General features: G+C 37.8%; 21 protein-coding genes. 12 read left to right on the top strand and 9 right to left on the bottom strand.

The window, feature by feature from the left end:
- Positions 1-12 precede the first annotated feature (12 nt).
- Both KVT27_RS03400 and KVT27_RS03395 read left to right on the top strand, forming a co-directional pair.
- Positions 13-720, top strand: coding sequence for a response regulator transcription factor (locus tag KVT27_RS03400; RefSeq protein WP_036124344.1), 708 nt, complete (start codon positions 13-15; stop codon positions 718-720).
- 9 nt (positions 721-729) lie between these two features.
- On the top strand, positions 730-2,172 hold the full coding sequence (locus KVT27_RS03395) for a HAMP domain-containing sensor histidine kinase (protein WP_217580697.1): 1,443 nt from the start codon (positions 730-732) through the stop codon (positions 2,170-2,172).
- Between the two features lie 13 nt (positions 2,173-2,185).
- Here the strand turns inward: KVT27_RS03395 and KVT27_RS03390 are convergent, their stop codons facing one another.
- Complete coding sequence (locus KVT27_RS03390; protein WP_217580695.1) at positions 2,186-2,944, bottom strand: DUF4184 family protein; 759 nt, start codon at positions 2,942-2,944, stop codon at positions 2,186-2,188.
- Between the two features lie 159 nt (positions 2,945-3,103).
- On the opposite strand from KVT27_RS03390, the gene KVT27_RS03385 reads away from it, so the two are divergent.
- Positions 3,104-3,862 (top strand): ABC transporter ATP-binding protein, encoded by a 759-nt coding sequence (locus KVT27_RS03385; protein WP_036124340.1) that lies wholly within the window; start codon positions 3,104-3,106, stop codon positions 3,860-3,862.
- 3 nt (positions 3,863-3,865) lie between these two features.
- Positions 3,866-6,250, top strand: a complete 2,385-nt coding sequence (locus tag KVT27_RS03380) for an ABC transporter permease (protein ID WP_217580693.1) — start codon at positions 3,866-3,868, stop codon at positions 6,248-6,250.
- Positions 6,251-6,312: 62 nt separating this feature from the next.
- Here KVT27_RS03380 and KVT27_RS03375 read toward each other — a convergent pair whose 3' ends face one another.
- Positions 6,313-6,756: a 2-thiouracil desulfurase family protein gene (locus KVT27_RS03375; protein WP_036124337.1), complete on the bottom strand. Its 444-nt coding sequence runs from the start codon at positions 6,754-6,756 to the stop codon at positions 6,313-6,315.
- A gap of 168 nt (positions 6,757-6,924) precedes the next feature.
- Between KVT27_RS03375 and KVT27_RS03370 the strand changes: the two genes are divergently transcribed.
- Positions 6,925-7,407 (top strand): NUDIX hydrolase, encoded by a 483-nt coding sequence (locus KVT27_RS03370; RefSeq protein WP_217580691.1) that lies wholly within the window; start codon positions 6,925-6,927, stop codon positions 7,405-7,407.
- Positions 7,408-7,458: 51 nt separating this feature from the next.
- On the opposite strand, the gene KVT27_RS03365 is transcribed toward KVT27_RS03370, so the two are convergent.
- The 3 genes from KVT27_RS03365 to KVT27_RS03355 form a co-directional block, all read right to left on the bottom strand.
- The gene (locus tag KVT27_RS03365; RefSeq protein WP_217580689.1) at positions 7,459-7,974 is read right to left on the bottom strand and encodes a DUF6886 family protein; all 516 of its coding nucleotides are present in this window, start codon (positions 7,972-7,974) and stop codon (positions 7,459-7,461) included.
- A 12-nt stretch (positions 7,975-7,986) separates the two neighbouring features.
- Positions 7,987-8,727 carry a class I SAM-dependent methyltransferase gene (locus tag KVT27_RS03360; protein WP_036124331.1) on the bottom strand — a complete coding sequence of 247 codons (741 nt, stop codon included), beginning with the start codon at positions 8,725-8,727 and terminating at the stop codon, positions 7,987-7,989.
- A gap of 186 nt (positions 8,728-8,913) precedes the next feature.
- Complete coding sequence (locus tag KVT27_RS03355) at positions 8,914-10,098, bottom strand: YbfB/YjiJ family MFS transporter (RefSeq protein WP_036124329.1); 1,185 nt, start codon at positions 10,096-10,098, stop codon at positions 8,914-8,916.
- A 113-nt stretch (positions 10,099-10,211) separates the two neighbouring features.
- Between KVT27_RS03355 and KVT27_RS03350 the strand changes: the two genes are divergently transcribed.
- From KVT27_RS03350 to solA, 4 genes are all read left to right on the top strand, one after another.
- Positions 10,212-11,102 (top strand): LysR family transcriptional regulator, encoded by an 891-nt coding sequence (locus KVT27_RS03350; protein WP_036124328.1) that lies wholly within the window; start codon positions 10,212-10,214, stop codon positions 11,100-11,102.
- Positions 11,103-11,299: 197 nt separating this feature from the next.
- Entirely contained in the window at positions 11,300-12,667 is a 1,368-nt protein-coding gene (guaD, locus tag KVT27_RS03345) for a guanine deaminase (protein ID WP_217580687.1), read from the top strand.
- A gap of 51 nt (positions 12,668-12,718) precedes the next feature.
- Positions 12,719-14,071, top strand: a complete 1,353-nt coding sequence (locus KVT27_RS03340) for a uracil-xanthine permease family protein (RefSeq protein ID WP_036226672.1) — start codon at positions 12,719-12,721, stop codon at positions 14,069-14,071.
- 127 nt (positions 14,072-14,198) lie between these two features.
- Complete coding sequence (solA, locus tag KVT27_RS03335) at positions 14,199-15,317, top strand: N-methyl-L-tryptophan oxidase (RefSeq protein ID WP_036124320.1); 1,119 nt, start codon at positions 14,199-14,201, stop codon at positions 15,315-15,317.
- A 212-nt stretch (positions 15,318-15,529) separates the two neighbouring features.
- Here the strand turns inward: solA and KVT27_RS03330 are convergent, their stop codons facing one another.
- Genes KVT27_RS03330 through KVT27_RS03315 form a run of 4 tightly spaced genes read right to left on the bottom strand, consistent with a single transcriptional unit; the run spans position 15,530 to position 19,051 of the window.
- Positions 15,530-16,093 (bottom strand): 5' nucleotidase, NT5C type, encoded by a 564-nt coding sequence (locus KVT27_RS03330; RefSeq protein WP_217580685.1) that lies wholly within the window; start codon positions 16,091-16,093, stop codon positions 15,530-15,532.
- 16 nt (positions 16,094-16,109) lie between these two features.
- Entirely contained in the window at positions 16,110-17,195 is a 1,086-nt protein-coding gene (locus KVT27_RS03325) for an FAD-dependent monooxygenase (RefSeq protein WP_217580683.1), read from the bottom strand.
- A complete protein-coding gene (gene ribD / locus KVT27_RS03320) occupies positions 17,192-18,304 on the bottom strand; it encodes a bifunctional diaminohydroxyphosphoribosylaminopyrimidine deaminase/5-amino-6-(5-phosphoribosylamino)uracil reductase RibD (protein ID WP_217580681.1) in 1,113 nt (370 codons plus the stop codon). Before ribD ends, KVT27_RS03325 begins: the two co-directional genes overlap by 4 nt.
- A gap of 15 nt (positions 18,305-18,319) precedes the next feature.
- On the bottom strand, positions 18,320-19,051 hold the full coding sequence (locus KVT27_RS03315) for a GTP cyclohydrolase II (RefSeq protein ID WP_036226664.1): 732 nt from the start codon (positions 19,049-19,051) through the stop codon (positions 18,320-18,322).
- 271 nt (positions 19,052-19,322) lie between these two features.
- Here KVT27_RS03315 and KVT27_RS03310 point away from each other — a divergent pair, with 271 nt between their 5' ends.
- The 3 genes from KVT27_RS03310 (at position 19,323) to KVT27_RS03300 (ending at position 22,163) form a co-directional block, all read left to right on the top strand.
- Complete coding sequence (locus tag KVT27_RS03310) at positions 19,323-19,958, top strand: GntR family transcriptional regulator (RefSeq protein WP_036124312.1); 636 nt, start codon at positions 19,323-19,325, stop codon at positions 19,956-19,958.
- Positions 19,959-20,116: 158 nt separating this feature from the next.
- Positions 20,117-21,316, top strand: a complete 1,200-nt coding sequence (locus tag KVT27_RS03305) for a quaternary amine ABC transporter ATP-binding protein (RefSeq protein ID WP_208704545.1) — start codon at positions 20,117-20,119, stop codon at positions 21,314-21,316.
- A complete protein-coding gene (locus KVT27_RS03300; protein WP_008174570.1) occupies positions 21,309-22,163 on the top strand; it encodes an ABC transporter permease in 855 nt (284 codons plus the stop codon). The genes KVT27_RS03305 and KVT27_RS03300 overlap by 8 nt, the downstream gene beginning before the upstream one ends.
- The last annotated feature ends 8 nt before the right edge of the window (positions 22,164-22,171 follow it).

Here is a 22,171-nt window from a genome sequence, read left to right as displayed (position 1 = left end):
GAGATCATTTTAATGAAGAACATCAACGTTCTAATTGTGGAGGACGAAAATGATATTGCCAATATTATAAGGGATTACTTAAGCGTTCATCAGTTCGATTCACATATTGTAAGAACTGGCCATGAAGCTATCCTTTATTTGCAAGAATCCGCTCCAGATTTCGTGATCCTAGATCTTTCTCTACCCGATTGTGATGGGATCGAAATATGCCGTAAAATCCGTGAACATAGTAATGTGGCAATACTCATTTTAAGTGCTAGAGGGAGTGATACTGATAAAGTATTAGGGCTAGGATTTGGCGCGGATGATTATATGACTAAACCATTTTCACTAAGTGAACTAGTGGCAAGAATTAATGCCCATTTACGAAGGCAGGATAGATGGCTTCAAGATCATGACGTTCAGAAGGATGTCATTCACATTGATAATATCGTTATTAATAAGCAGGAATATCTTTTTTTGCGCGATAACAAGCCTATTCCCCTGTCAGCAAAAGAGTTTGAGTTACTATTTTTTCTAGCAAAAAATAGAAATCAAGTTTTCTCCAAAAGTCAGTTGCTTGATGCGGTTTGGGGTTATGACACCTATGGAGACGAGAATACAATTACAGTCTATATTAGACGGCTACGAGAAAAAGTTGAAATCAATCCTTCTCATCCTGTTTATCTTCAAACCGTTTGGGGAGTTGGTTATAAATTCAGTACATCCAATCACGTATAGGAGACTCAAATGTACTTAAAAAATTGGATCAACAAATGGATATGGACGCTTATCATCTGTGTTGTACTATTGTTGATAGGTACCCTTGCTCTATTCATTGCTACCAACAAATCTCAAGAAGTATCAGAGGATCAATATGTCATCAATCAAATTCGATTATCCGTGAATCAGCTATTATTATACATAGAAGATCATTTTTCAAATTTAGAACGAGATTCCGAGATACGTAGTAAGCTGCAACAAATGAGCGATGACCAGGAAATTGATATGACCGTACTTCATCTAGATGGCAAAGTAATATTCCATACAAAAGAGAATGACCTTACATCTACGATTCAAATTAAAAATGATCTACATTACGATTTATTTACATCACAACAAGAACCTGAAAAAATGAAGATTGCTTTTCCTATTGTTAATGATGAGAGCCATGAACAAATAGGAAATGCTATTTTTACCCTAAACAAAGATAGTCTATTTCCTTCCATACAACCAAATTCAAACAACTTATTTTTAGTAGTCATGATGGGCACTCTGAGCCTCTTTATAATATGCCTCGCCCTATATATGAACAGGAAAGTACAGAAAGACATTTTAACACCATTACATGAGCTGAAAAAAAACACCGAGGAAATTGTCAAAGGGAATTACGATCAAATGAGTAGCTATACGAAATTGGATGAGCTTGGTGAATTGTATGCCGTATTTGACCAAATGCGATTAGAGATTAAACAATTAGTCATCCAACGAAATGAACAGGAGCAACATCAAAAAAAGCTCATTTCGAATATCTCTCATGATGTGAGAACACCTCTAACTACTATAAAAGCTTATTTGGACGCTATATCTGAGGGCGTTTGTCGAAATGAAGATTCACTTATGTCCTACATTCATATCATGCAGACGAATACGGAAAAAATGTCGAGGCTCATTGATGATTTATTTATTCATACATTAAAGGAACTCGGCCATATCCCTATCCATTTAAAAGAACAATATAGCCGAGAAGTCCTTACAAACATTTTGCAGCCGATTCACTATTATGTCCAAACAACCAATATTCATTTTATCAAACCTACAATGATTCCTAATGTCCTTATTCAAGTAGATGAGGGTCGGCTAGAGCAGGTTATATCCAACCTTGTTACCAATGCATTAAAGCAAACCTCCAATGGAGATACCATAACTATTACTACTTATATTGAAAATCAAACACTTTATATCCAAGTAATAGATAATGGCAATGGGATGCTTCCCGAAGATATGCCCTTTATTTTTGAACGTTACTTTAGAGGTCATCAGCCTGAAAGAGAATCTGCTATTAAAAACGAAGGAGCAGGGCTTGGTCTATCCATTTGCCAACATATTATGGAGGAACATCATGGTTCAATTTCATTTCATAGCAAGCACAAGGAAGGCACTACCTTTACACTTACACTTCCTATCTCGTAAAAAGACTCCCATTTTAGGTAGTCTTTTTATCGTTCATTGTTTTGTTCCGAAATGCTAAACAGATTGAAAGGGTCAGTACACTACCAAAAAATGAATCGATGATACGGACAACCCATACGCCGTAGCTGCTTAACGGAATGCCATTGATCCACTGCCAAAAACATACATAAACAAACGTTAAGAAAGCTAGCGCACTCCAAAAAGCAAATTTTTTCTGAGGAGATACCGCAGGCATTTTGTTATGTTTGATCAAAGATGCCCTGTCATACATATACCCAAAAATAAGCGTAATGCCTACCAATGTACTTCCATGCTGTAAAAACTTATAAATGGGGATATGAAATCCAAATAAAGTAAATGTTTGAGAAAGAAAATGAAGTTTGGTCACCATAAGCCCATTTTGATGTGTAAATGAATCCCATATGACATGGGTTAGCATACCTAATAATGCTGAATAACTAAAAACAATAGTTTTCCATGTTTTAGTCCCTGCCATTTGATAGCTATTAAAATCCTGTAAAAATTCTGGTAAATGGCTCATGATTGGCTGATGGATAAACCGATAATAAATCAAGTAGATGATTAGAACGAGTGGAAGATTGAATAAAAAGAACCCTGCAAATGTATGGCCAATCTCTCCTATTGGCCGTCCCCTTAAAAAGTATTCGAAATCTGGAGCCATGCTTCCTAATACCAAGGCAGAAAAATGAATATATTTACTTTTTCGAGTAAAAGGTAAGACCGCTGCTGGATGAGCAAATGTTAATGGCATAACTTCCTTCTCCTTTTATGACATGTTTCAAATCGATTATTACAACGTTTTTTTGTTCAAAAGGTTACTTCGACTGTAAGAATTTATTAATAATTTCATAAGAACCTACTAATAATTACATATTACACTAAAGAAAATAATCAAAAGGAGGCCTTAACTATGGAAAAAGAAGTACTGATACGAGCCCAAAATGTATGTAAAACCTTTTCAACGGGTAGCGAACAATTCCATGCCATTAAAAATATGAATATTGATATTTATAAGGGGGATTTCACTGTTATTATGGGAAATTCCGGTTCTGGTAAGTCAACGCTTCTTTATCTTTTAAGTGGACTGGATACGATCACGGCAGGTGAAATTTACTTTCAAGGGGAGAAGTTAGATTCCTTTTCAGAAAGAAAGCTAGCTACCTTTCGCTCACAGAAGGTTGGTTATATCTATCAAAATAGTAATCTCATCCCTGATTTGACGCTGCTCGAAAATATCGCCCTTCCTGGATACATCGCCAAAACTAATAAAAAAGTAATGATCCAAAAAGCAGAACAGCTACTCCATTTAATGGGTCTTGACAAGCAACGAAATCGTTTACCTTCTCAAACATCAGGTGGTCAGCAACAAAGGGCTGCAATAGCTAGAGCATTGGTTAATAATCCTGAAGTGCTCTTTGCGGATGAACCAACTGGTAGTTTAAATTACGATCAAGGTGTAGCCGTATTAGATATCTTAACTAATTTAAATAGAAGTGGGCAATCTGTTGTGATGATAACGCATGATATAAAGGCAGCTTGTCGTGCAAATCGTCTTATTATCATTCAAGATGGAAAAATAGATGGGGTATTAAACTTCGAAAAATATGATCATCTTCATATACAAGAGCGAGAACATATTATCTTTTCTTATGTTGCTGGAAAGGAGTAGTCGATGTACGCAATTGTCTCTCTTTGTTCCTCCTATTTAAGAAAAAGAAAATTACAAAATGGTCTGATGGTTGTCCTTATTTTCCTATCAACGCTTTTACTCGCTACTTCTGTAACCATACTAACAAATACGAACAATATTTTTGAAAAAGCCCATTTTGATTCAAATGGTGCCCATCAAATTTTAACAATGGGTGATGATGTTCATAACCCTTTTGCCGTAAACGATTGGTGGCAGGAGCAGCAAGGGGTAACTTCCTCCGACTTAATACCCTATAAAAATTTATCTGGCATTACCTTCGATGGGAAAGAAATGCCCAATCTGTATTTATTTATGATGGATACACCAAAAATGCCTTCAATGATCGATCAATTATTATTTTCTGAGGGAGAAAAGCAAACATCTCCACCTAAAGGGACCATATGGATTCCTACCTCATTGGCATCAAGTGCTCACATTTCACTTGGCGATGCAATTGAATTTAATACAGGTGAGATAACGTTTAGCTTAATGGTTTCAGGTGTTGTAGTAGATATGCCGTATGGTGGTCCCTTTACAACAAACGCTCGTATTTGGATGAACAATACGGACTATCAGCTGCATTTATCATCCATGGGCGGAACTGAACAATACATGATGGCACTACGCTTTGACAATTATGAGCAAAGCTCTAGCTATTGGCGTGATTTTGAAAACTATCTGCAAGGACCTTATCTCGAATCTAAAATGGAATATGAAGAAATAGCTTCTTTTTATTTAATTATTAATAAAATCATTGGCTTTATCATGATTGCCTTTGGTATAGCTATGCTTCTGGTATCTTTATTTATCATTGGTTTTAGCATTTCCGACGCCATTTTAGCGAACTACAGAACAATAGGCGTTATGAAATCTCTCGGTCTATCGTCTCTACAGATAAGTGCTACTTACGTATTACAATTTGGCTTGCTATCTGCTTTCTCGATCATACCGGGACTCATCGTAAGTAAATTTCTTTCCAGAATCATTTTAGAAAGCTCCTTATCCTATCTTAAAGCAGGAAATCATTTAGCCATTCACCAAGAAACTCGACTAACCGTGCTGATTGCCCTCATCCTTTTTGGGATTGTGGTACTCACCGCCTTTTTCTACTCGAACAAGGCTCGCAAGGTGGAACCTGTCCAAGCAATCAAATATGGTATGTCGGAAAGTGCAAATAGTAAAATAAATCGTCGTAGAAGTAGCTCGAGTAGACTATTTCGTTTATCTAATCTACCAATTCAACTTCAAATTGGACTGAAAAGCATAACAAAGAATTTAAAAAGTTCCATTCTTATTATAGCGCTTACCTCTATAACGTCTTCCATACTCGTCTTTAGTGTGGTCATATTGAATAGTTTTATCTCCATCAAAGAGACTTCCCCCTCGTGGGGATATGATGCATCACATGTAGTAGTAACCGTATTTAATAAAGAGACATTTTCAAAAAAACGATTTGAAGATTTTTTACTGGAAGATGAACGTATTAAAGATTATGCATGGCTAGATCAATTCACGGGAGTCCTTCCTAACGACAACAATTCACCATTAAATATCACTGTCAATGTTATCGAGGGTAGCTTTGATGCCGTTGGGTACGAAACCATGTTTGGACGTAATCCTGTCAGTAAAAATGAGATAGCTATCGGCATTAATGTCGCTCGGTCTTTAAATAAAAATATAGGAGATATTGTAGAAGTTTACATTGAGGGGAAGCAGCACTTTCTGATCATTACAGGGATCTATCAATCTATAGCAAATATGTCGAACTCGGCGAGAATTTCAGCAGATGTTATTAAAGTTTATAACACTACCTATTCTGCTTCTGAAATTAGTATGATGAATCTATTAGATGAAACATCCGCTCCTCAAATTGTCGAGGATTTGAATGCTCACTTTAATAGCTCTATATCAGCAGTCACACAACAAGTATTACTAGATGCTGTTTTTAAAGAAGTTGTAGCCGTATTAGTTATCCCACTTTCAATCGTTGGCTTTTTATTTATCATCGTAACATGCATCATTATTTTTAGTGTATCGAGAATTAATGTTAGAAAAGAAAGTAGTACGTATGGAATTTATAAATCCATTGGAATGACCTCTTCAAATATTAGGTGGTCGATTACATCCGGTATTTTAATTCTTTCTATATTCGGCGCAATCGGAGGATTTATTATCGGTATAAAATTAATTCCACTTGCTCTCCATTCCATTATTTTAGAATACGGCTTACTTGAACTTCCGCTTGTGATCAACTGGCCGATGAGTATCGGAATAAGCCTTGTAAGTGTAATGGCAGCTTGTTTTGGCGGCTGGGTCTCTACAAAGGTTATAGCTAAGACTTCACCTCGAATATTAATTGTGGAATAAGCTTGGCCCCTACACATTAGGGGCCATTTCCATGGAGTGATTTCTGGAGGAACAGTCATTCACTAAATATCTTCTTCCGATAGCACGATAATATTATTTCTTCGAAGTAAGGCAGTGGTTACGCCTTCCCCGACTATTTTAGTACCGTTGAACTCGCCATTATAAATAGCTGCACTACCACAGGACGGGCTATTTTCCTTTAAGACGACCTGTGTCGCTCCCACCTCTAGCGCTTTCTGTAAGGTCGCATACGCCCCCTTCATATATAGCTCTGTGACATCACGGCCAGACCATTCAATAACGGTAGCTTTGCCATCAAGAACATCGTCTCCATTGCCTCCCACTATTTCAGCAGGTTCACGAGGCGTTGAAAAACCTCCCATCAGCTCAGGACAAACGGTGATAGCCTTTTTCTCTAACACAAGCTTTTGAACTCTATCATCTATACAGTTCGTACCGTTATAACGAACATTTAATCCTGCTAAACAAGCACTTATTAAAATCACTGCTATACCTCTCCCCTTTACGACCATCGTCTATATGAATAGTATCATTTTAACATGTGTCTTTGAAAAATTACTAAGTGGCCTAGCATTTTCTCTGATACAATACGTATCAAAGCAGTCCTAGTTTCTTAGAAATGGAAAGGGAATTTGAAGGAGGAGTAGATTGTCGTGGAATTTACGATTTGTTTTCTAAAAAAGGGTGAGCACATCCTATTACTTAATAGAGACTATCCAACTTGGATGGGCGCATGGAATGGTGTAGGTGGAAAAATTGAACAAAATGAAACACCTTTAGCTGGTGCCCTAAGAGAAATTAAAGAAGAAACAGGTATTACGGTTGAGGATATTACTTATAAAGGTAAAATCACATGGACAGATGGGGTCATTGAATATGGCTGTATGTATGCGTTTATAGCAGAAATTCCTGATTCATTTACATATGTTACACCGATAAAAGTTGCAGAGGGCATTCTTGATTGGAAGGAGCTTACTTGGATTTTCCACCCTGAAAATGTAGGCATTGCAGATTTAAAGTATTATTTGCCTACAATGCTTCAGGAAACAACGAACTACGAATACATCTTTACTTATCAAGATAAAAAATTAGTCAATATTTCTTCAACACCGATTGAACAAACAACTAACGTATAATAAATAACTAAGCCTCGTCTATGTAAAAAGTACATGACGAGGCTTGTTTACTTAATATCTTGGCTGAGCGCAACGCATTCGACACATTGACCAATGTAACGTTGTATGCTGAATTTCATCATGAATGTCCCATAGGCTATCGACTATTCCCAATTCGACATTACGTTCTAGCATTGCACTATATATATCATCGATTTCAAATAACGCAATAGGAATTTGAGCCGTTTCACTAACCGAATAGCCCGCATTTTCATCCTGTAGCGTAAATCCTTTTCCCTCAAACTCATATAAGTATAATCTTGTACTTTTCAATACCTCCACCCATTTGCGTTCAATAACCACTACATGAGGCGCTGTTGTGAGATACTGCTGTCTGTCCTGCTCTGTCGTTTGACTCCCAGCATGAAAACAAACACGAGGACAATCTCTCGGAGTTAAATAATTAGGCAGGCATCTCTCGTTGATCGCCCATACAAGACCTTTGCTTGCATCTAAATCTGGTCGTTCGGGTATACGAGGATGAAAAATCGTTATCGTAGGGTCTTCACTAACATGAAATAATCTCACAGTCTCTCCTCCTTATTTTTTCAGCTTAAATACAATAAAATCAGCACAATGCAAATCTTCCTCAAATTGAGGGTACTTTTCAAGCATTTCTTGTGACGGACTCGGCTCTACAATTTTTTCTATATGAAAGCCCGCTTCCGTAATTGCTTCCACATAGCTTGTTAATGTGCGATGAAACAATACAATAGGTGGGTCAGCAGCTAGTTGTTGATAAACACCCTCATAAAAGTAACGCTGTACCTTCCAATACTGCTGATCCAGCTGTTCATGTCTAATCCATCCACTATTTGGCGTGACAAAGCAGGGATGCAATATTGAAAAAACAAAGGTGCTATTCGGCTTTAAAAGACGATACATCTCACGTATTGCAGCACGATAATCCTCTAAATCTTGAAGAACCATATTCGAAACGATACGATCAAATTGATTGTCTGCTAAAAACGCTAAATTTTCACAGTTACCATGATAAAATTGAACTGGCAACTGCTGCGGTGTTCTTTCCATAGCAATGTCTAGCATTTTTTGTGAAAAATCAACCGCTGTTACGACAGCCCCTTGTTTCACTAGTAATCTACTTAAGTATCCTTCGCCACACCCCGCATCTAATAGATGCTTTCCATCCACCTCTCCCAGTAGAGAAAATATAGTGGGATTTAATAGTACTTCATGATGAATATCACCATACTCATGATAATTAGCAGTATACCTTTCCGCATATTGATTCCAACGCTTAATGGCTTGTTCTGTATTCATAAAAATACCTCATTTCAATGTAAAATCGTAACGTTACGTCCCTTGTGCACTTGTCTATTTTTCCATATAAAGAAAAAAAGATATAGACTTTTATTTATTTTTTTAATATCATGTAGATAGAGGCACGCCATCTTTAAGTAAATGACTAAAGCCAGAAATCCATATAGGATTTCTGGCTTTTATGGTTTATATCGAAATGGTATGTTCAGCAACCGCTTCTTTTTTTATGGTCAGCCATCTGCCCACTAACATCACTAGTAATGCCACAAAGACGATTATACCCGCAAAGACTAGTGCTGCCTTATAGCTATTATAAATATTGACCAGCTGACCCGCGACAATAGGTCCAATTATTTGTCCAAACGCATAAAACGTTGTTAGTAATGATACAACAAATCCACTTTGTGTAGGAAAAAGTTGTCGTGCATAGGATGTAGTTAGTGTCACAATACCTACAAAGGTTAGACCGAATAAAAATGATGCTACTAATACACTCCAAACGGTTTGTGAGAATACAGGTAACAAGATGCCTATTACTTGAAGTATGTATGCCACAAACAAAATTTTTATAGCTGAAAACTTCTCTAATAAGATCGTCCACACAGGTGCTGATGGGATTGCGGCTAATCCTACAATGACCCAGCTATACGAGGAATACGCTTGGAGAGAAGGAATATTATGAATAATATCAACTAAAAAAGTACCTGTAATAATATACCCTAGTCCCTCAAGTCCATATGACAAAATAAGCCATGGCATAAAGCCCTTTGTCATTTTCATATTAGAAGAATTCGCTACTTTTAACGTATCTTGAATCTCTAAACCTCTCCATAAAATAGTAGTAATCAGTAAAAAAACAACTGATAGTATGCCTAGTCCTAACCATGTTCCTTGCCATGCAAGTCTCGCTTCAATAAGAGGAACGCATATGCCTGAAATGGCAATCCCTAGCCCTATACCACTAAAAACATAGCCCGACCATCGGGATAGTGAATGTTTCGCCAAATAATCCATGACAATACTAGACGTTAAAACAAAAATTAGTCCACCTGTAATACCAGCGATTAATCGAAAAATTAACCATATACTATACAGCTCCATCAAACCCATTAATCCAACTGATAGGACATTAAAAATAACACTTACCATTAAAATTTGTTTACGCTGACGATGAATAAAACCCGCCCATAGTGCCCCAATGAAATAGCCAATATAATTACTTGACGCTAAAAACCCAGCAACTTCTAAAGAAAATCCTACATCCCGTCGCATAAACGGTAGAATCGGCGTAAAAGCAAATCGACTAATGCCCATAGCAATGACGAGTAATAAAATTCCTCCAAATACAATCCCCATATGTTGGCGATTCATAGTGTCCCCCCTTTTTCCCTATTTTAATTAAAAGGATACCGAGCAAAAATTAATAAATCTAATATATAATCTATATAAATGCATAAAAATAATTTATAAAAGGTGTGTCTATCATGAATCTACATGCACTGCGGTTATTTACAAAGGTAGCCGAGCTCAATAGTGTTTCCAAAGCTGCGCAAGCCCTTATGATTAGTCAGCCCGCTGTAACCATACAAATTCGAAATTTAGAAAAAGAACTAGGTTTAATATTGCTAGAATCGAAAGGTAGAGGTATTACACTAACTCAGAGCGGTGCCTTTTTATATAAACAAGCACAGCGCTTATTTGATTTAGAAATAGATATCGAAAATAAAGTAGAACAGTTAAAAAATACAGGTCATGAGGAATTACAAATTGCTTCCACACATGTGCCCTCTCATTTTTTATTACCTAAATTATTAGCCCATTTTAAACAAGTCTACCCAACTACGCATATTCATTTAAAAACAGCTAATTCACAGCAAGTAATAGAGGAGTTACTCCATTATAAAGCAGATTTAGCCTTTATCGTTAAAGAAGATGGTCATCACCCTGATATTCATTACCAATTTCTGATGAATTTAGATTATTGGTTTATTGTGCCATACAATCACTCATTAGCCGGTCAAACGGTTTCACTTTCCGAACTCATGCAACAGCCCTTTGTCACAAGAGAAGATGGTAGCTCCACAAAGGAATATTTAAATGCATTATGTAAAGTACATAAGATACCCCCACCTAAAGTGGGACTACAACTAGATGGAATTAATGAGTCCATTCATGCAATTGCAGCTGGTTTCGGGACGATGCTTGCCCCATCTATAGCAGCATCCAGCTTTATCCAGCAGCAACAAATAGCACGAGTGTTTATTAAAAACATTGACATTCAGCGCCCGGTTTATCTTTGTACACGGAAAAATGAACAACCTCATTCTTCTTCTTTTAATAACTTTCTTCATATCATTCATGAAACCACTTCTTAGAAAAAAGGCACTCTGGCATCAAAAAAGAGTGCCTTTTTCTATCTTCCAGCGTCTGTCAAAGCTTTAAAAATGTAGGCTGAGCCATCCATTCACCTCTAACCACTTTCTATTATTATTCGTTTTTTATAGACTTAATAGTTTAAATAGCCTATAATAATCCGTGTTATTATCAATAAACGAACATTAAGGTGGTTTTTATGGCTGAATATACGCAAATTTTCAAAGGAACAGCTTTTACTAGTAAATCTGCTACTGAAGTTCAGATTTTAAAAGATTATTTATTTTTCATTAATGCAGATGGCATGATTGAAAAAACAGTCTCTCCTGAACATGCTGATTACCAACAACTATTAACTACATACCAACACCATAAACATTTTCATCCATTAGATGAAGGTCAATATTTCTTACCAGGATTTGTCGACTTGCATGTACATGCACCACAATGGGCGCAATCTGGTACAGCTTTAGACATACCACTTTATGATTGGCTGAACACATATACCTTCCCTATCGAATCAAAATTTTCGGATTTAGTATTTGCTCAAGAAGTTTACGAAGATTTAGTGAGCACACTCCTTGCTAACGGCACTACAACATCCTTATATTTCGCGACGGTTCATAAAGAGGCTAGTATTCTTTTAGCAAAAATTTGTGCTGAAAAAGGGCAACGAGGATTAGTCGGAAAAGTGGTGATGGATGATCCTGAACAAAACCCTCATTTTTACCGAGATGCTACTACACAAACAGCTCTTGCTGATACAGAAGAATTCATTTTAGCTGTTAAGGATTTAGCAAAGACAACTAAGCAAGGTGTATATCCTGTTGTCACTCCTCGCTTCATTCCAAGTTGTACCGACAATGCTTTAAAGGGCTTAGGGGAATTAGCAGCAAAATACAATACACATATCCAATCTCACTGTAGCGAAAGCGACTGGGAACATGGCTACGTCAAGGAAAGATTCCAGAAAAATGATGCTGAGGCTCTCTATGATTTTGGTTTATTAGGTGAAAAATCTGTTATGGCCCATTGTAATTTCCTGAGCGATGATGATGCACGTCTATTTGCTGAGACAGGCACAGCTATCGGTCATTGCCCAATATCTAATGCCTATTTTGCAAATAGCGTTATTCCCATTGCCCGTTTCCATGCACTCGGCGTTGATATTGGATTAGGTTCAGATATATCAGGCGGATTTTCCCCTAGCCTTTTCGATAATGCAAGACAAGCTGTCATGTCTTCGAGAATGCTTGAGGATGGTGTAGATACAGCAATCACAGCCAATAAACGCGGTGTTCCAAATTCACGTATTACGATTAATGAAGCCTTTTATCTAGCGACAGCTGGCGGCGGCGAAAGCTTAAGCCTTCCAATTGGTCGTTTACAGGAAAACTATACATGGGATGTACAAATCATTGATACAAAGACACATTCTGCAAAGCTTCCGATTTTCGATAGCCAAGAAGCATTACACGATATTTTCCAAAAAATGATGTATCTTGTCCGCCCTGAAAATATCCGTGAGGTTTGGGTCCAAGGGAATAAAGTTCATTCAAGGGACTAATGGTTCACCAACTGTCTATTAAAAATTTATCAATACGAGGTGCACATTTTCGTGGAAACGCAACAAAGTAAACTAACTAATACAACGAGTAAAACAACCAAATTAACCGTACTACCAGATGAAAAAGTTTCAATTGGTCAATCAGCGTTACTAGGTTTACAGCATGTCATGGCAATGGACGTTTACGTTGTCCCATTTTTAATCGCCATGCTAATTGGCTTACAAACTGGTCAAGCCAGTGCATTAATCCAATCAACCTTTATTGCTGCAGGGCTTGCAACTATAATTCAAACACATTTCTGCATGAAATTACCAATGGCACAGGGCCCTTCCTATGTCCCGCTAGGAGCCATCGTTGGTATTTACGCAGCCAGTGGCAGTGGGGATTTAGGTTGGAGCACAATATTAGGCGCAAGCTTAGTTGGTGCCATTTTAGTAATTATTTTAGGCTACACAGGTATCTTCAATAAAATTGTACAAACATTTATTCCGCCAATTGTAGGGGGAACAATCATTTTTGTTGTTGGTCTATCGTTAATGCCTGTCGGTTTAAGCGATAATATTTTTAATGGAGCAGGTGCATCCATTCAACAAAATATTTATTTAGCGTTGATTTCAGCAGTAGTCCTAATGATTTGTGTGATGTTAGGTACAGTCTTCCATCAAAAGGGGCGCCTATTCCGTATTGGCTCCGTTATTATTGCTTTAATAGTCGGTAGTATTGCTGCAAATATAATGGGCGTTTTAGATCTATCAGCTGTATCACAAGCAAAATGGTTTAGTATGCCTCAAATTCCATTCGCTGATTTCAGCTTTAGCTTTAATATTTCTGCTATTATGACAATGGTCATTATATATATTGTCTTAATGGCGGAAACAACTGGAACATGGTTTGCTATTAGTAATGTCATCGACAAACCTTTAACGGATAAGCAAATTAATCGAGGTGTTGTCGGTGAAGGGATCGGCTGTTTTATTGCTTCATTACTAGGTTCTACACCAGTAACTGGTTACTCAACAAATGCAGGGGTAATTTCCATTACAGGAATTGCTAGTCGTCGCGTATTTATCGCTGCGGGTATTTGGTTCATTGTTTTTGGCTTCTCTGGTAAATTAGCCGCTCTCATTTCAGCCATTCCCTCGGCTGTCATTGGAGGAGTATTTGTCATTGTATGCGGCATCATTGCTATTAGTGGTTTACAGGTCATGAAAAATGAACATATTGGCGAAAAGGAAATGTATGTAATTGCTATTCCAGTCATTTTAACGTTAGCACTGACATTATTGCCAGATGATTTCTTGTATTCATTACCGACAACTGTTCAATATTTATTCGGTTCACCTATTGCCACAGCTGCACTTGTAGCCATTATCCTCAATAAAATATTACCACGCTCAAAATAATTAACAATTTCATGCACAACCCACTTTCACAATAAGTGAGGGAGGGTTGTGCTTTTTTAATTTTTCAAATATTTCTGTTTCATTTTCTAGCAATCTGTTATACTTGAGCAAAAAAGTAGGGATTAGTATGGTATATGATGTCATTATAGTTGGGGCAGGCTCTATGGGGATGGCGGCAGGTTATTATTTAGCGAAGGCAGGCAAAAATGTTTTAATGCTGGATTCTTTTAATCCCCCACATGAGGAAGGTAGCCATCATGGAGAGACACGAATTATTCGATTTGCCTATGGAGAGGGAGCTAGCTATGTACCTTTCGTGAAAAGAGCTGGGGAGCTGTGGCAGGAGCTCGAATCTTTAGCAGATGAAAACTTATTTTTACAAACTGGGGTAGTAAATATCGGAGAACCAACCTGCAGTTTTATTCAAAATGTAAAAGCCAGTGCAACACTTCATGAATTAGCACTCGAACACTATTCAGCAGCTGAAGCGATGAACAAGTGGTCTGGATTATCTTTACCAGCTAATTTGGTGGCATGCTTGGAGCCGACAGCCGGTGTCCTTCGAGTTGAAGCATGTATTCGAGCCTATAAAAAGCTAGCTTTGGAAGCTGGGGCACGCTTACAAACAAATGAAAAAGTTGTTAGCATCCAAGCTGGAGAAATGGTGCAAGTGCAAACGGCCAATCAAGTCTATGAAACAAAGCAATTAATTGTCACTGCTGGGGCATGGGCAACTGAGCTACTGCAAACGTTGGACATCTCCCTTCCTGTTACACCAACGCGAAAAACCTTTGCATGGTTCGAAGCGGATGAAGAGCTTTATAGTGAAGGGGTCTTTCCAGCCTATTGCTTTGAATTTGCCGACTCCTCATACTATGGCTTCCCTAGCATTGATGGTGCAGGACTAAAGCTGGGTCGACATGATGGTGGCGAAGAAATAAATCCAAATAGGCCTCTTCATCCATTCGATGACAAGGATCGTGCAGATTTACAACATTTTATTCAGCAATTTATGCCTCGGCATGGCGCATTAAAATACGGGAAAACGTGCAAATATTCCATGACGCCAGATGAAGACTTCATCATTGATTTCCTACCTACTCATCAAAATATTATAATCGCGGCAGGTTTTTCAGGTCATGGCTTTAAATTTAGCAGTGCCGTTGGAGAAGCTCTCGCAGAATTAACGTTATATGGTGAATGTCAGCAGGATCTAACACGCTTCCACCTTAGTCGATTCCTTTAATTTGGGATACATGTGGGAAACGGCATTAATTGGATGCTTCATCATAAAAGCAGATAGGAATGTAAGGCGGCAATTTAATCTTGGAGATAAGCGACGTTACTTTAGTTCATTCTACATCAATCTACTATTTCATTTTTATAGACTAAAAAGAACCCCAAATTATAGTAACTTAATGAGTCACTATAATTTTGGGTTCATCCATATAGAAAATCTTACGCTTCAATAAGTGCTAAAAAATCCTGCCAATGATGCAATCTTGGTAACTCAACATGCTGATTATAGGATTGATTTTTTAAAACTACTTTTGTCTGTATATTTTGAAGTGTCTCCAGCACTGCTGGTTTATCATCTACATAAACATCTAAAGCAAGATCTTTTATAATCGCTACCTTCTCTGCATCTTGCATACCACAGAAAAAATGGCCCTCTTTTATCGGAAATCCTTGTGCACCCATCCATTCTTTTGTTTGCGCACAAAATTGCTTCGGACGAGAGGTAATGTAGTAAATATCATGGCCATGATCTGCTAAAGCTTGCAGCATTGTTAATGACCCTTCAAAAGAAGGACAGTTCGTAAAATAAATTTCCTCTAATGAACTGTTCCACATCGCTGCTCCCTCTTCATCTGATAAGCCAAATGGCTCATGAATTTCAACTCGTTTTAGCGTATGAAAAATATCAATTGGAATATCTTTCTCCATTTTTTTATTGTAAATGTCAAAGGCATGTGCCCGTAAATCTATTAGTGTATCATCAATGTCAAAACCAAATTTCATTAGGTGTTACTTCCTTTCATGATGCTCTATTGACAAAATGAGTAGAAAAAGTTTGTTCCCTCTCTATTTGTACTGCTAAAACATCCTCAATAGCTTGCTTTCGCATATGCTGAAAATCTTGTACATTAAAATGAGTTAATGATCCCTTATCTAATAGAGATGCCAAACAATCAGCATCTTTTAACGCACTGTTTAGGCCAAATGCTCCGGTCGGTGTCATCGTATGAACCGCATCGCCTAATAGCACAAGACCTTGCGTTCCCCAACAGTTACAGTGACAGCTGAAAACATCTAACAGCACAAAATCTTTCCAAGACTGAATATGTTCCTTTACTGGCTCAGATAATGCAGGAAATTGCATCGTAAGCTGTTGGATAAAAGGTGTAAACGATTGTTTTCGGAGCTGTGGATAGCTCCCCTGTTCAATATTCCACCCAATTTGAATAAAGCCACCAACTTGCGTGAACAATGATAGTTGCTTATCTCCGATTAATGCCATTTTAATAGAGGGCTCCCAGTCTGAAGGAGCTGGGATTTTAGCCCATAATAAGTCAAAGCCATGTTTTTGTTTTTGAACATCAATATGCGCTGCCTTACGAATCGTAGAGTATCGTCCATCAGCACCGATTATTAGTTGGCTATTAATCTTTATGGTTGTTCCATCTTTTATGGCGATTACGCCTTTATAATTACCTGATGCGTCCTGGATGAGCTCCGTTACCTTCGTATGTAGCAGGCAAGTAAAGTGAGAAAATAGCAGCGTTTTTTGTAAAATTCCTTTTAATAGATTAGCTTGAGGAACATGAATGCCTAGATGCCCAACAGAGTCATTAGGAAAAATTGTTTTAAAGGCATTACCATCTGCATAATATTCTAGCTTCTCCATACGTAATAAGCCGAGCGACTCGACTGCTTCGAAAAGTTGATGACTTTTTAAAACAGCCTCGCCTTCTTCATTTAAATGTTCGCCACGAAAAGACTTACCTAGGGCCGCATTTTGCTCTAGTAGAATGACCGATAGCCCTTTTTTGACTAGTAAATAAGATAAAAGTGCACCTGCTGGTCCAGCCCCTACTATACAAACATCCGCTTCATAGTTCAATTTCCTTCACCTTGCTTTGGATAAGCGATAATACGTAAATCCTCGCCTACCTTATCAAATGAGGCAAATTCAATATCCCATGCCTCATTCATGAAAGAGGGGTTATAGCCCGCAAATGGCGTTAAGGATAAATTTCCTCCTAAAACCTTTGGCGCTATATAAATTACATACTTATCAATGGCACCTTGCTGTAAAAATGAAGCATTCACTTTACTACCACCCTCTAGCAAAATATCTGTAATGCCGTGTTCATAAAGTCTTGCAAGCATTTCATCAATATTTAGCCCATGTTCGTTCTTCTCAATAGATAAAACTGTGAGGCCTTTATTAGTAAATAAATCGACCTTTTCTTGGCTTACCTCATTGCTACAAACAAGAATTGTTGGGGCTTCTTCCGAATTGATCACATTCGAATCAAGCGGTGTACGTAATAAACTATCCATAATGATGCGTGTTGGGTTTTTCCCATAGCCATCACTTAATCTTGTTGTTAAAGATGGATTGTCAGCGATGACTGTACCAACACCAACTAGAATGCCATCTACCTCATGGCGAATATGGTGGACATCCTCACGTGCAGCATCACCCGTTACCCATTTAGAGTGCCCTGTATGCGTAGCAATTTTCCCATCTACAGTCATAGCAAATTTTGAAATAACAAACGGTCTTTTAGTGAGCATGTTATGGATAAAGCGTTCATTTAAACGGCGTGCTTGTTGCTCCAAAACACCGACCTCCACTGCTATACCTGCATCGCGTAGCAGTTGAATGCCACGACCTGCAACAGTAGGATTAGGATCTTGCATGGCAACCACCACTCGACTAACGCCAGATTCCTTCACTAAATTCGCACAAGGAGGCGTTTTACCAAAATGTGAACAAGGTTCAAGCGTGACATATAGTGTAGCATTCTTTGCATGTTCGCCAGCCATACGAAAAGCATGAACTTCTGCATGTGGTTCGCCTGCTTTTCTGTGTAAACCAGTACCTACAATAATGTCATTTTTGACAATTACCGCCCCGACAAGTGGATTAGGGTTTGTATTACCTTTTGCACTAGCTGCTAGGTCTAGAGCTAGTTGCATGTATTTTTCGTCTTTATTAGTCATGGTCGCCACCTCCACTTATTGTTTTTCTCGTAAATGTCCAGATTTCTCAACCTTCGTTTCCAAATAAAAACGATTCGTTTCCGTTAAGCCACCCCATAAAGGAACATGCCCTTCTGCCGCTAAGCCTCGAGCCTGTAAAGCAGCCAATTTTTTAGGATTATTTGTAATAAGTGTCACAGGCTTTGCACGTAGAGTAGCTAAAACTGCGAGTGCTTCTTCATATGAACGTGTATCGTCAGGGAAGCCAAGTGCATGGTTTGCCTCTACTGTATCTAGCCCTTCTTCTTGTAATAAATAAGCGAGTGATTTAGAGAATAGTCCGATGCCTCGCCCTTCATGATCAGCTAAATAAAAAATAGCTCCACAGCCGTGCTCTACAATCATTTTCATAGATTCATGCAATTGATAGCCACAATCACAGCGCTGACTGCCAAATATGTCACCAGTGTGACAAATACTATGCATGCGGATTAAAGCATCTTCTGAATGGGTAAAATCACCATATACAAGAACTGATGATTGCTGTAAAAAAGCCAAATTGGCTGCAGCTAAGCCATCAATGATTTCTTCTTTTGATACATTCACATCTACTGTAAGCCAGTTATACCACTGAAATGTAGCAGAAAAGTCACCTTGTTGAACGGGCAAATTCACAGGACCAACTAGGCAAATATTTTCTGTATTCGTGTGCTTTATAACTGTCATTTTATCTTTCACTATGTCCATAATTTTAGTAGTAATTGTCATATTAATCTCCAACCTTCTATAGGAAACAGTTGGTTAAAAACACCAACTGAGCACATGTATTTTCACAACACTTACATAACGTAACTTAGTTTATAATAATAACTAAAAAGTGTCAAACAACGGCTACTATCCTATGATTTTTAATAGTATATACAAAAATTTTAGCATTACTTTTTCATCATATACTACTAGCTTATGGAGATGCTATTTTTTCTGTGCAGGCTAGTCTATAATAAGCTGTGGTACCTGTAATGACGAAAGGAAGTTTAAAATGAACTTAGAAAAAACTGTGCAACTGAAGCAGCCAAAATATCAACAAATCGCTATCGACCTTGCCTCCAAGATCGTAGAAAGAAAATACCGCATCGGCGATAAAATATATGCTAGATCTTCTCTTGCAAGTCAATATAATGTGTCTGCTGAGACTGCGAGAAGAGCAATCGCTGTTTTACAAGACTTAGAAATTGTAGAGGCTTCGAAAGGTAGCGGTGTAATTATTAAGTCGTATGAAAAAGCAGCGCATTTTGTCCGACAATTTCATGACGTTCAATCCATTCATGAAATACAAAATGAACTTCTGACAAGTATTCAAAAGCAACAGCATGAATTAATAAATTTACAAGACAAGGCAAAGCAGCTAATTAGTCGTACGGAGCATTTCCGTTCAGTAAATCCATTTATCCCTTATCAATTAGAAATGACTGCTGAAAGCCCAGGCATTCATCAAACTGTACAAGCCTTAAATTTTTGGCAAAATACATCAAGTACCATCGTCGGTATTCGTCGTGGTAATGAATTATTACTATCACCTGGTCCTTATGTATCATTCGAAGAAGGTGACATTATTTATTTTGTTGGAAATGATGAAAGCTTCGCTAGAGTACAAAGCTTTTTATACCCAAATTAAAAACCGTTTAAGCGCTGATATCACAGCGTTTAAGCGGTTTTTTTCTTATTGGTCGGTTTGACAAAAGTAACAACCCTTTGTTACAGTAAGGTTGTTACTTGTTTATTTTTGGGTATCACTATCCTCAAATAGTAATAATCTACGAAAGGAGTGCTTCTATGGAAAAATTAAAAGTAGAACACGTATCAAAAGTGTTTGGCAAACATATTCCCCAAGCACTAGAACTCGTCAAGCAACAAAAAAGTAAGACTGATATCTTAAAAGAAACAGGTGCAACTGTTGGTGTATACGATGCAAGCTTTACAGTGAACGAAGGAGAAATCTTCGTTATCATGGGATTGTCAGGAAGCGGTAAATCAACATTAATACGGCTCTTAAACCGCCTTATTGAACCAACGAGCGGAAATATATATATCGATGGAGAAAATATTTCTAAAATGGGTAAAGAAAGTTTACGGACTGTAAGAAGAAACAAAATGAGCATGGTTTTCCAAAACTTCGGTTTATTCCCTCATCGTACATTACTTCAAAACACCGAATACGGCCTTGAAATCCGAGGCATTTCAAAGGAAGAACGCCAAGCAAAAGCAGAGCAAGCTCTTGAAAATGCTGGATTACTCGCTTATAAAGATCAATACCCAAGTCAATTATCAGGTGGTATGCAGCAACGTGTTGGATTAGCGCGTGCTCTTGCCAATGATCCTGAAATTTTATTAATGGATGAAGCTTTTTCAGCATTAGACCCATTAATTCGTAAAGAAATGCAAGATGAGCTACTCGATCTACAACAAAAGGTCAAAAAAACAATTTTATTTATCACTCATGATCTGAATGAAGCATTACGCATAGGGGATCGAATCGCTATTATGAAGGATGGCTCTATCATTCAGATTGGTACGGGAGAAGAAATATTAACCAACCCAGCGAATGATTATGTCAAAACATTCGTGGAAGATGTGGACCGTTCTAAAGTATTGACGGCTGAAAATGTTATGGTGCGACCTGTTTATGTCAACGTAGATTTAGACGGCCCTAAAGTAGCACTAAAACGTATGCGACAAGAAGCTGTTAGTTTATTAATGGCTGTCGACAAAAACCGACATTTAAAAGGCTTTATTACAGCAGACGATGCATTAGCTTCAGCTAAGAAGCAAGAGCAAACTGTCCATTCCATTGTGCAATCAGAGGTGTTAACAGTTCCACCAGACATGCTATTACAGGATATATTAGGGATGATTTATAATTCACCTACTCCTATTGCCGTCGTAAAAGATGGTCGCTTGCTTGGTGTGCTGATTAGAGGCGTTGTCATCCAAGCACTTTCAACGAGTGACGAGGAGGTCGATGTACATGAATAATTTTTTAGATAATATTCCAACAATACCACTAGCTCCATGGGTAGAATCAGCTATGGACTGGTTGACGAGTAATTTTTCAGCGTTCTTTAACTCGATTCAGCAATTTGGAAAACTACTCATGAATCAGGTCACTGATTTGTTAAATAGTATCCCAGCCATTATTTTAATATTACTTGTCGTTGTTTTTGCCTTTTATGCAACTGGTAAAAAATTCGGGCTTGCCTCATTTTCATTAATTGGCTTGTTGTTTATTTATAATCAAGGTCTTTGGACAAATCTGATGGAAACAACCACGCTCGTCATCTTTTCAAGTATTATTTCCATCATCATCGGTATTCCACTGGGGATTCTAATGTCGAAGTCTACTATCGCTGAAAGTATTATTAAACCAATACTCGATTTCATGCAAACAATGCCTGGCTTTGTCTACCTCATCCCTGCCGTTGCCTTTTTCGGCATAGGAATTGTACCTGGTGTCTTCGCATCCGTTATCTTTGCCCTGCCACCAACTGTACGTATGACTAATCTTGGTATCCGTCAGGTACCTAAAGAATTAGTGGAAGCCGCAGACTCTTATGGTAGTACAGCTAGTCAAAAATTATTTAAAGTAGAAATCCCACTTGCTAAATCAACGATTATGGCAGGTATTAACCAAACTGTAATGCTGTCCCTTTCTATGGTAGTAATCGCCTCGATGATTGGTGCTCCAGGTTTAGGACGTGAAGTCTTAACAGCCCTACAACGTACACAGGTTGGGAATGGTTTCGTTGCAGGTTTAGGTTTAGTTATTTTTGCCATTATAATTGACCGTTTAACACAAAGCTTTAATAAAAAGAAAGCCTTATAAAATTAGTT

Source organism: Lysinibacillus sp. GbtcB16, assembly GCF_019091145.1.
Taxonomy (GTDB): Bacteria; Bacillota; Bacilli; order Bacillales_A; family Planococcaceae; genus Lysinibacillus; species Lysinibacillus fusiformis.
The sequence above is the reverse complement of the archived record's forward strand: the minus strand, read 5'-3'. Positions and strand labels throughout refer to the sequence as shown.

Bases quoted from the DNA above. Each gene is read 5' to 3' on its own strand.
- KVT27_RS03300 (WP_008174570.1), top strand. From the start codon at position 21,309: ATGAATAATTTTTTAGATAATATTCCAACAATACCACTAGCTCCATGG.
- KVT27_RS03385 (WP_036124340.1), top strand. From the start codon at position 3,104: ATGGAAAAAGAAGTACTGATACGAGCCCAAAATGTATGTAAAACCTTT.
- KVT27_RS03315 (WP_036226664.1), bottom strand. From the start codon at position 19,051: ATGACAATTACTACTAAAATTATGGACATAGTGAAAGATAAAATGACA.
- KVT27_RS03360 (WP_036124331.1), bottom strand. From the start codon at position 8,727: ATGAATACAGAACAAGCCATTAAGCGTTGGAATCAATATGCGGAAAGG.
- KVT27_RS03330 (WP_217580685.1), bottom strand. From the start codon at position 16,093: ATGAAATTTGGTTTTGACATTGATGATACACTAATAGATTTACGGGCA.
- guaD (WP_217580687.1), top strand. From the start codon at position 11,300: ATGGCTGAATATACGCAAATTTTCAAAGGAACAGCTTTTACTAGTAAA.
- KVT27_RS03380 (WP_217580693.1), top strand. From the start codon at position 3,866: ATGTACGCAATTGTCTCTCTTTGTTCCTCCTATTTAAGAAAAAGAAAA.
- KVT27_RS03350 (WP_036124328.1), top strand. From the start codon at position 10,212: ATGAATCTACATGCACTGCGGTTATTTACAAAGGTAGCCGAGCTCAAT.
- KVT27_RS03305 (WP_208704545.1), top strand. From the start codon at position 20,117: ATGGAAAAATTAAAAGTAGAACACGTATCAAAAGTGTTTGGCAAACAT.
- KVT27_RS03390 (WP_217580695.1), bottom strand. From the start codon at position 2,944: ATGCCATTAACATTTGCTCATCCAGCAGCGGTCTTACCTTTTACTCGA.
- KVT27_RS03310 (WP_036124312.1), top strand. From the start codon at position 19,323: ATGAACTTAGAAAAAACTGTGCAACTGAAGCAGCCAAAATATCAACAA.
- solA (WP_036124320.1), top strand. From the start codon at position 14,199: ATGGTATATGATGTCATTATAGTTGGGGCAGGCTCTATGGGGATGGCG.
- KVT27_RS03395 (WP_217580697.1), top strand. From the start codon at position 730: ATGTACTTAAAAAATTGGATCAACAAATGGATATGGACGCTTATCATC.
- ribD (WP_217580681.1), bottom strand. From the start codon at position 18,304: ATGACTAATAAAGACGAAAAATACATGCAACTAGCTCTAGACCTAGCA.
- KVT27_RS03400 (WP_036124344.1), top strand. From the start codon at position 13: ATGAAGAACATCAACGTTCTAATTGTGGAGGACGAAAATGATATTGCC.
- KVT27_RS03355 (WP_036124329.1), bottom strand. From the start codon at position 10,098: ATGAATCGCCAACATATGGGGATTGTATTTGGAGGAATTTTATTACTC.